The following is an 8,620-nucleotide window of genomic DNA, read 5'->3' as shown; positions in this document are numbered from 1 at the left end:
CGCTTTGGCGTTCACGGCCCGAGCGCCGCTTCCACCAGCCGCTTGGCGTCGGCGCTCGACCATTCGGCCGGGCCGTTCATATGCGCGATCAGGCAGCCTTCGCCGTCGATCAGCATCGTCACCGGCAAGCCCAGCGCCAGTCCGCGTGTCTTGGCCTCATTGAACAGGCCCATGGTCGCATCCCGGTAGTAGCCGAGCGTCTCGACGCCGATCTCCTTGAGGAATTTCTTCGGCTTGGCGTCGTCGCCGGTATCGACATTGACCGCGACAACCTCGAAGGTGTTGCTGCCCTTCTCCTTCTGCAGCGCATCGAGCGCCGGCATTTCGGCACGGCAGGGCGCGCACCAGGTCGCCCAGAGATTGAGCAGCACCGTCTTGCCGGCATGATCGGCGATCGTCATCGGCTTGCCGTCGGGACCGTTGAAGGCAAGGCTCTTCATCGATTGCGGCGGATCGGCCGGCTGCAGCGCGGCGACCTGGCCCACGGCCTTCGCCGCGACCTGCCTGGCCCGCTCGGCCTTGGCCTTGCAGGCGACATCGTCCTTGCCGTCGGCTGCCGCGGACTGAGACGGGGCGTTGTTGCCAGAACTGCTCTCGCTGACATATACCGCGACCGCGCCGGCCAAGACGCCCGCCGCCAGGGCGGCGAGGATGAGGCGCGGGGCCGGGAAGAATCTATTTCCGTCTGCCATTTTTCAAAAACTGTTCCGGAGCACGGGTTATAGCGATGAGCGACAAGAAGGCCAGCAACCAGATGTGGGGCGGACGTTTTGCCTCGGGTCCGGCCGCGATCATGGAAGCGATCAACGCGTCGATCTCCTTCGACCGCAAACTCTATGCGCAGGACATCCGCGGATCGATCGCCCATAGCGAGATGCTGGCGCAAACGGGCATTATTTCGGCCGCCGATCAAGAAAAAATCGCTCACGGGCTGAACACGGTTCTGAAAGAGATCGAGGCCGGCAAGTTCGAATTCTCGACCCGGCTGGAAGACATCCACATGAATGTCGAGGCGCGGCTTGCCGACCTGATCGGCTCGGCTGCGGGGCGCCTGCACACCGCCCGCTCGCGCAACGACCAGGTGGCCGTCGACCTCAGGCTGTGGGTCAAGGAAGAATGCCAGCGCGTCGCTGAGGCGCTGAAGGGCCTGATCGCCGCTTTCCTGGAGCGCGCCGAGGAGCACGCCGCGACGGTGATGCCCGGCTTCACCCATATGCAGGCCGCGCAGCCGGTGACCTTCGGGCACCATTGCATGGCCTATGTCGAGATGTTCGGTCGCGACCTCTCGCGCGTCCGCGATGCCATCGAGCGGATGGACGAAAGCCCGCTGGGCGCCGCCGCTCTTGCCGGCACCAGCTTCGGCATCGACCGTCACATGACGGCCAAGGCTCTCGGCTTCCGCGAGCCGATGCGCAATTCCCTCGACAGCGTGTCGGACCGCGACTTCGCGCTCGAGTTCCTCTCGATCGCCGCGATCTGCGGCACGCATCTGTCGCGGCTCGCCGAGGAGATCATCATCTGGTCGACCCCGCAATTCGGCTTCATCCGGCTCTCGGATTCGTTCTCCACCGGCTCCTCGATCATGCCGCAGAAGAAGAACCCCGACGCCGCCGAACTGGTGCGCGGCAAGACCGGCCGCATCAACGGCCATCTCGTCGGCCTGCTGACCGTCATGAAGGGCATGCCGCTGACCTACGGCAAGGACATGCAGGAAGACAAGGAATCGGTCTTCGACGCCGCCGAGACGCTCGACCTGATGCTGGCCGCGACCACCGGCATGGTGCGCGACATGACCGTGAACGCAGCGGCCATGAAGAAAGCCGCCGGCGCCGGCCATGCCACCGCCACCGACCTTGCCGACTGGCTGGTTCGCAATCTGGGCCTCCCCTTCCGCGAGGCCCACCATGTCACTGGCCGCGCCGTGGCGCTGGCCGAGGACAAGAAGGTCAGCCTGGAGAAGCTGTCGCTGAAGGACTTGCGGTCGATCCATCCCGGCATCACCGACGGCATCTTCTCGGTGCTTGCGGTGCAGAATTCGGTGAAGAGCCGCACAAGTTTCGGCGGCACCGCGCCGTCCGAGGTGAAGAAGCAGATCCGCTATTGGAAAAAGCGGCTCGCCAAGGCGTAATGCCGGGATGCAATACGCCGAAAACTCGGATAAAAGCGCAGCACGCAAACAGTTTCGGACGGATGGATCGATGACCGGAAGCAGGATTTTGGTGACGCTCGCGCTGCTCGCGGCGATGGTTGCCGTCACGGCCTGCGGCCGAAGGACCGGCCTCGACACGCCTTACGAGGCGGCCGTGCAGGCGCGCAAGGATGCGGAGAAGGCGAAACAGCCGCTGCCGCCGGAGCCGGAGAAACCGGTCAAGGACAAGAAGTTCATTCTCGATCCTTTGCTCTAGAGCCGATGAGATCGTCCGATCTCATCGTGCTCCAATTTCGGAACCACCGCACGTGAACCATTTCGATTACCGCGACGGCGTGCTTCACGCCGAGGACGTCGCAATCCCCGACATCGCCAGGCAGGTCGGCACGCCCTTCTACTGCTATTCGACCGCGACGCTGACCAGGCATTTTCGCGTCTTCAAGGAGGCTTTCAGCGACCTCGACGCACTCGTCTGCTACGCCATGAAGGCGAACTCCAACCAGGCCGTGCTGAAGACGCTGGCCAGGCAAGGCGCCGGCGCCGACGTGGTGTCGGAAGGCGAATTGCGCCGCGCCTTGGCCGCCGGCATCCCGGCCGACAAGATCCTGTTTTCGGGCGTCGGCAAGACCGCGCGCGAGATGGACTTCGCGCTCGCCGCCGGCATCCTCTGCTTCAACGTCGAGTCCGAGCCGGAGCTGGAATTGCTTTCTCAGCGCGCGACCGCGCTCGGCAAGGTGGCGCCGATTTCACTGCGCATCAATCCCGATGTCGACGCCAAGACCCACAAGAAGATCTCGACCGGCAAGGCGGAGAACAAGTTCGGCATTCCCTGGCAGCGGGCACGCCAGGTCTATGCCCGCGCGGCCGAGCTGCCCGGCATCAGGGTGACCGGTATCGACACCCATATCGGCAGCCAGATCACCGAGTTGCAGCCCTTCGACGACGCCTTTGCGCTGCTGGTGGAACTGGTCGGAACGCTGCGCGCCGATGGGCATAGGATCGAGCATGTCGATCTTGGCGGCGGTCTCGGCATCCCTTACCGCGTCGACAACAGCCCGCCGCCGCTGCCCGATGCCTATGCCGAGATCGTGCGCAAGCACGTCACCAAGCTCGGCCTGAAGGTGATGTTCGAGCCTGGCCGACTGATCGTCGGCAATGCCGGCATCCTGGTCTCCGAGGTGATCTTCGTGAAGGAAGGCGACGCCAAGAACTTCCTCGTCGTCGACGCCGCCATGAACGACCTGATCAGGCCGACGCTCTATGACGCATTCCACGACATCAAGCCGGTGGTGCAGCCGCCGGCCGCAACGCCGCGCATGAAGGTCGACGTGGTCGGCCAGGTTTGTGAGACCGGCGACTATCTCGGACACGACCGCGACCTGCCCAGGTTGAAGGCCGGCGATCTCATCGCCGTCGCTACCGCCGGCGCCTATGGCGCGGTGCAGGCCGGCACCTACAACACCCGGCTCCTGGTGCCCGAAGTGCTGGTCGACGGCGACCGTTTCCACGTCGTGCGGCCGCGCCAGACCTATGAGGAGCTGATCGGGCTCGATTCGATCCCGGATTGGCTGACGTAGCCGCGAGCCGCTAGAGCAATCCAGGAAAAGTGTGTAACGGTTAGGCTCGGCGACTTCGCCGTAGCCTTCCGCCCGGAATTGCGTGAAAACAAAGAGATAAAGCGGTTCGCCGTTTCCGTGAAACGGTGAAACGCACTAGATTTTTCGCAGAATGAGCGCCTTGGCTTCGGCGATCCTGTCCTCGTCGCGGCGATAGAAAATCCACTGCCTGGTGCGCTTGGCGCTGAGCAGGCCGGCCTGCGTCAAGACGCGCATATGCTCGCTGAGCGTCGCCTGTGTGATGCCGAGCTTTTCGGCGATCAGCAGGGCGCAGACACCGTCCTGCACCAGATCGCCATCGGCCTGGCGCGGGAAATGCGCGCGTGGGTCCTTCAGCCAATCGAGGATTTGCAGCCGGCGCTCGTTGGCGATCGCCTTGAAAATATCGACCTCTTGCATTTAGCCATTTTGCTAAGTTACTAATTGAAGTCAACCCCAGGGAGCCGCGCATGCTGAACACAAGCCCATTGGACAAAGGGACGATCACACGCGAACGCATTGCCGCCGTGGAGCCGCGCATTCGCCCTTATGTGCGCCACACGCCGGTGATGCGCGTCGACATGGCGGATTTCGGCCGGCCGGCCTTTCCGGTCGACCTGAAGCTCGAATGCCTGCAGCATTCCGGCTCGTTCAAGGCGCGCGGCGCCTTCACCAATCTGCTCGAGCGGCAGGTGCCGGAAGCAGGCGTCGTCGCCGCCTCCGGCGGCAATCATGGCGCGGCGGTTGGCTATGCCGCCATGAAGCTCGGGCACAAGGCCACCATCTTCGTGCCCGAGGTCAGCCCGCCGGCGAAGCTCGAGCGCATCCGCGGCTACGGCGCCCAGCTGATCGTCGGCGGCGAGCGCTATGCCGAAGCGCTGGCCGCCAGCGAGGATTTTGCCGAAAAGACCGGTGCCCTGCAGATCCATGCCTTCAATCAGGAAGAAACGCTCATCGGCCAGGGCACGGTCGGTCTCGAGATCGAAGCCGACCTGCCCGGGATCGACACGCTTCTGGTCGCCGTCGGCGGCGGCGGTCTGATCGGCGGCATCGCAGCCTGGTTCGCTGGCCGCATCCGTATTATCGCCATCGAACCCGAGGGAGCGCCGACGCTTTTCCGCGCGTTCGAGGCCGGCAAGCCGGTCGATGCGCCGGCCGAGGGAATTGCCGCCGATTCGTTGGCGCCGAAGCGTGTCGGCGAAATGATGTTCCCGATCGCCGAGGCCTTTGTCGAGCGCTCGATCCTGGTCGGCGACGACGACATCGTGGCGGCGCAGAAAGCGCTCTGGGACCGCGCGCGAATCATTGCCGAGCCCGGCGGCGCCGCCGCCTTCGCGGCGATGCTTTCGGGCCGCTACGAGCCGTCGCCGGACGAGCGCGTTGCCGTTCTGGTCTGCGGCTCCAACACAAATCCCGCGAATTTCTGACCATAACGGGGGCTAACCTCTTCACGATTTTGGAACCCGCCTCGCCTTTGCCGTGTTTGCTGGTATTCTGCTCATGAGGTCCGGGCCATCCCGCCCGGGCAGGAAGGGCCGATGACGGAACGACCCATTTCCAGCGAACGCGGTCTGGCCGGGCGTCTGGCGCTCAGCCGGCTGGCGACGCGAACCTCGATGATCTTCGAGCGTGGCTGGCCGTTGCTGCTGCCGCTGGCAGTCGTCGCCGGCCTGTTCCTCAGCGTCTCGTGGTTGGGCCTGTTCCAGCGCCTGCCGGATCCTGCGCGGATCGGTCTCCTGATCCTCTTTGGCGTATCGGCGCTGGCGGCGCTCTATCCGCTGCGCTTCTTCCGCATGCCGTCCTCCGCCGAGGTCGACCGGCGCATCGAGGCCGCGAACGAGTTGCTGCACAGCCCCGTGCAGGTGCAGACTGACCGGCCGAGCGGCGCGGAGAGCGTTTTCTCGCAGGCGCTCTGGCGTGAGCACCAGAAGCGCATGGCGGAGCGGCTCTCCAGCCTCGGCGCCGACAGGCCGCGCACAAGCGTGCCGGACTACGATCGCTGGGGCCTGCGGGCCCTGGTGGGACTGCTCTTCGTCACCGCCTTCGCCTTCTCGTTCGGGCCTTTCGGCGGCCGGATCAGCGACGGCTTCGTCGCCGGGGCAGCGCGCGATACCGTGCCGCCGCGCATCGATGCCTGGGTGACACCGCCCGCCTATACCGGCAAGCCGCCGCTGTTTCTGACCGCCGACGCCAATCAGGCCGCGCAGACCTTCAGCATCCCGCAAGGCAGCGACGTGTCGCTGCGCGTCACCGGCGGCTCGGGCGAGGAAACGCTGAACTATGCCGATGTAAGCGGCAATGCCCGCGCCATCGAGCCGGCCGTGCCGAAGGGTGTCACGCCCGCCGCCGCCCAGCCGGCGCCCCCAGCCGCTGCCCAGCTCAAAGTGCGCCAGTTCTCCGGCAAGCTGAGCACCGATGGCGTGCTGACGCTGAAGTCCGGTGAGGACGATCTCGGCCACTGGGCGTTTGCCATCATCCCGGACAAGCCTCCGACGATCCGTTTCGTCGGCGAACCGAAGCGCGCCGTCAATGGCGCCATCGAGCTCAACTACCAGATCGATGACGACTATGGCGCGGCTTCCGCCAAGGCTGTCTTCGAGCTGTCGGATCCGCCGCCGGCCGATGCCCATCCGCTCTATGGCCCGCCCGACATGCCGCTGACGCTGCCGCGCCGCGGTGGCAAGGCGAACGCGGCCAAGACGACCAAGGATCTGACCGAGCATGTCTGGGCCGGCAGCACCATAAAGCTGTCGCTCACCGCCACGGACGATGCCGGCCACACCGCCACCAGCGAAACCAAGACGCTGGTGATGCCGGAGCGCCCCTTCTCCAATCCGCTGGCCCGCGCCGTGATCGAGCAGCGCCGGCTGCTGGCGCTCGACACCAACGCCAGGCCGCGCGTGCTCGACCTGATGGACGCGATCACGCTGCGCCCCGAGGATACTTTCGACAACATGTCGCATTATCTCGCGATCATGAGCGCGAGGAGCCGGCTGAAGCTCGCAGGCAGCGATGACCAGTTGCGCAACGAGGTGTCCTATTTGTGGGAGATCGCGCTCGGCATCGAGGAAGGCAACCTGTCGGCCGCCGAGCGGCGGCTGCGCCAGGCGCAGCAGGCGCTGCAGGACGCCATCAAGAACGGCGCCAGCGACGAAGAGCTCGACAAGGCGATGAAGGAACTGCGCGAAGCGATGAACCAGTTCCTGCAGGAGTTCGCCCAGCGCGCGCAGCAGAACCCGAACGCGCCGCAGATGCAGCAGAACGGCCGGGAACTGCGCCAGAGCGATATCGACCGGATGATGGACGAGATCGAAAACCTCGCCAAATCCGGTGACCGCGACAGGGCCCAGCAGCTTCTGTCGGAGCTGCAGGACATGATGAACAACCTGCAGGCCGGCCGCCAGCAGCAGGGCGGCGAGCAGGACAGCGAGATGCGCCAGCAGATGGACAAGCTGGGCGAGATCATGCGGCGCCAGCAGGAGATGATGAACGACACTTTCCGCCTCGACCAGATGCAGCGCGGCCAGCGTGGCCAAAACGGCGACCAGCAGATGGGCGAGGATGGCGAGCAGGGCCAGTCTCAGGACGGGCAGAAGCCCGGCGACGACCGCGATCCGCTCGGCCGGCCGGGGATGTCGCCAAAGGATCTGGCCGACGCGCTGAAGCAACTGCAGGAGGGCCAGGGCCAGTTGCAGAGCGACCTCGACAAGCTGAAGAAGGGCCTCGAAGGCATGGGCATGCAGCCCAATGAGGGCTTCGGCGAGGCCGGCAAATCCATGGGCGATGCCGAGCAGTCGCTTGGCGAGGGCAACGGCGACGAGGCCGTCGGCCACCAGGGCCGCGCGCTGGAGGCGCTGCGCCGAGGCGCCAAGGACATGATGAAGCAGATGCAGGCCATGCAGGGCGACCAGGGCGGCAGCGAGCAGGGCGGGCGCCAGCAGGACGCCGACCGCGATCCGCTCGGCCGGCCGCGCGCCACCAAGGGTTCCGACGACGGCAACTCCGTCAAGGTGCCGGACGAGATCGACGTGCAGCGCGCCCGCCAGATTCTCGAAGCGATCCGCAAGCGCCTCGGCAACGCGCTGAGCCCGGACATAGAGCGCAGTTATCTCGAGCGGCTGCTCGAACTGAAATAGGCGGCGGTCCCCCAGGATCGCCGCAGCCGGCATCTATGCTGCCGGCGCGGTTTGCCTGGTCAGCATGAAAGCCTCGCGGATCGCGTTCTCCATGCCGTCGATCGCTTCGCCCGCCGCCAGCGGATTGCGGTGCAGCACCACATTGGAGGAATCGATGTCGCCGAAGCCGTCGGCGGCCGTCAGCTCGCGGCAGTCGGGCGGGATGTTGCTGCGCGAGATCGGCGCGATCGCCAAACCGGAAGTGACCGCGAGCGTCAGGCCGCCATTGGTGTCGCTGGTATAGGCGACGCGGTAGTCGAGACCGCGCTGCTGCAGCGATTTGATCGCAAAGTCGCGGCACCAGCCGTCGCGGCTGTAGAGCGCGATCGGCACCGGCCGCTCCTCATGCATATGGTGCAGCATCGATGTCACCCACACCGTCGGATCGTGCATCAGCACCTCGCCGCCGGAAAAACCTTCCCATTCGAACACCACGGCGAGGTCGAGCTCCCCCGCCGCCAGCGCTTTCACCTGCGAGGCCGAATGGGCGTAGCGCACAGTGACTTCCACGCGCGGATGACGCTTGGCGAACTCGCCAAGCGCCCGCGACAGGATCGAGCGGCCATATTCGGCGGGTATCCCGATGCGCACCAGCCCGCCGAGCGGTGGCGCCACCAGCGACGCCGCCGTCTCGTCGAGCAGCGAGACGATGCGGCGGGCATTGGCGATGAGCTCGCCGCCGCGGCGCGTCAGCGCCACGC

The 8,620-nt window shown here is 65.7% G+C and carries 8 protein-coding genes; 5 read left to right on the top strand and 3 right to left on the bottom strand.

Annotated elements, in window-relative coordinates; translation table 11 throughout:
* Window positions 1-11: 11 nt before the first annotated feature.
* Window positions 12-692, bottom strand: a complete 681-nt coding sequence (locus EOA38_RS20015) for a TlpA disulfide reductase family protein (RefSeq protein ID WP_126091709.1) — start codon at window positions 690-692, stop codon at window positions 12-14.
* A gap of 35 nt (window positions 693-727) precedes the next feature.
* Here EOA38_RS20015 and argH point away from each other — a divergent pair, with 35 nt between their 5' ends.
* The 3 genes from argH (at window position 728) to lysA (ending at window position 3,726) form a co-directional block, all read left to right on the top strand.
* Window positions 728-2,128 carry an argininosuccinate lyase gene (gene argH / locus EOA38_RS20010; RefSeq protein ID WP_127300030.1) on the top strand — a complete coding sequence of 467 codons (1,401 nt, stop codon included), beginning with the start codon at window positions 728-730 and terminating at the stop codon, window positions 2,126-2,128.
* Window positions 2,129-2,198: 70 nt separating this feature from the next.
* Window positions 2,199-2,405, top strand: coding sequence for a hypothetical protein (locus tag EOA38_RS20005; RefSeq protein ID WP_126091707.1), 207 nt, complete (start codon window positions 2,199-2,201; stop codon window positions 2,403-2,405).
* Between the two features lie 52 nt (window positions 2,406-2,457).
* The gene (gene lysA / locus EOA38_RS20000) at window positions 2,458-3,726 is read left to right on the top strand and encodes a diaminopimelate decarboxylase (RefSeq protein ID WP_126091706.1); all 1,269 of its coding nucleotides are present in this window, start codon (window positions 2,458-2,460) and stop codon (window positions 3,724-3,726) included.
* 135 nt (window positions 3,727-3,861) lie between these two features.
* Here lysA and EOA38_RS19995 read toward each other — a convergent pair whose 3' ends face one another.
* Entirely contained in the window at window positions 3,862-4,164 is a 303-nt protein-coding gene (locus EOA38_RS19995; protein WP_126091705.1) for a metalloregulator ArsR/SmtB family transcription factor, read from the bottom strand.
* Window positions 4,165-4,214: 50 nt separating this feature from the next.
* Between EOA38_RS19995 and EOA38_RS19990 the strand changes: the two genes are divergently transcribed.
* Complete coding sequence (locus EOA38_RS19990) at window positions 4,215-5,171, top strand: threonine/serine dehydratase (protein WP_127300029.1); 957 nt, start codon at window positions 4,215-4,217, stop codon at window positions 5,169-5,171.
* Window positions 5,172-5,282: 111 nt separating this feature from the next.
* The gene (locus EOA38_RS19985) at window positions 5,283-7,880 is read left to right on the top strand and encodes a TIGR02302 family protein (protein WP_127300028.1); all 2,598 of its coding nucleotides are present in this window, start codon (window positions 5,283-5,285) and stop codon (window positions 7,878-7,880) included.
* 33 nt (window positions 7,881-7,913) lie between these two features.
* On the opposite strand, the gene EOA38_RS19980 is transcribed toward EOA38_RS19985, so the two are convergent.
* Window positions 7,914-8,620 (bottom strand): LysR substrate-binding domain-containing protein (locus EOA38_RS19980; RefSeq protein WP_127300027.1); only part of this gene is annotated, 707 nt, incomplete at its 5' end.

The sequence above is a fragment of the Mesorhizobium sp. M1E.F.Ca.ET.041.01.1.1 genome (assembly GCF_003997355.1).
Classification (GTDB): Bacteria; Pseudomonadota; Alphaproteobacteria; order Rhizobiales; family Rhizobiaceae; genus Mesorhizobium.
The sequence above is the reverse complement of the archived record's forward strand: the minus strand, read 5'-3'. Positions and strand labels throughout refer to the sequence as shown.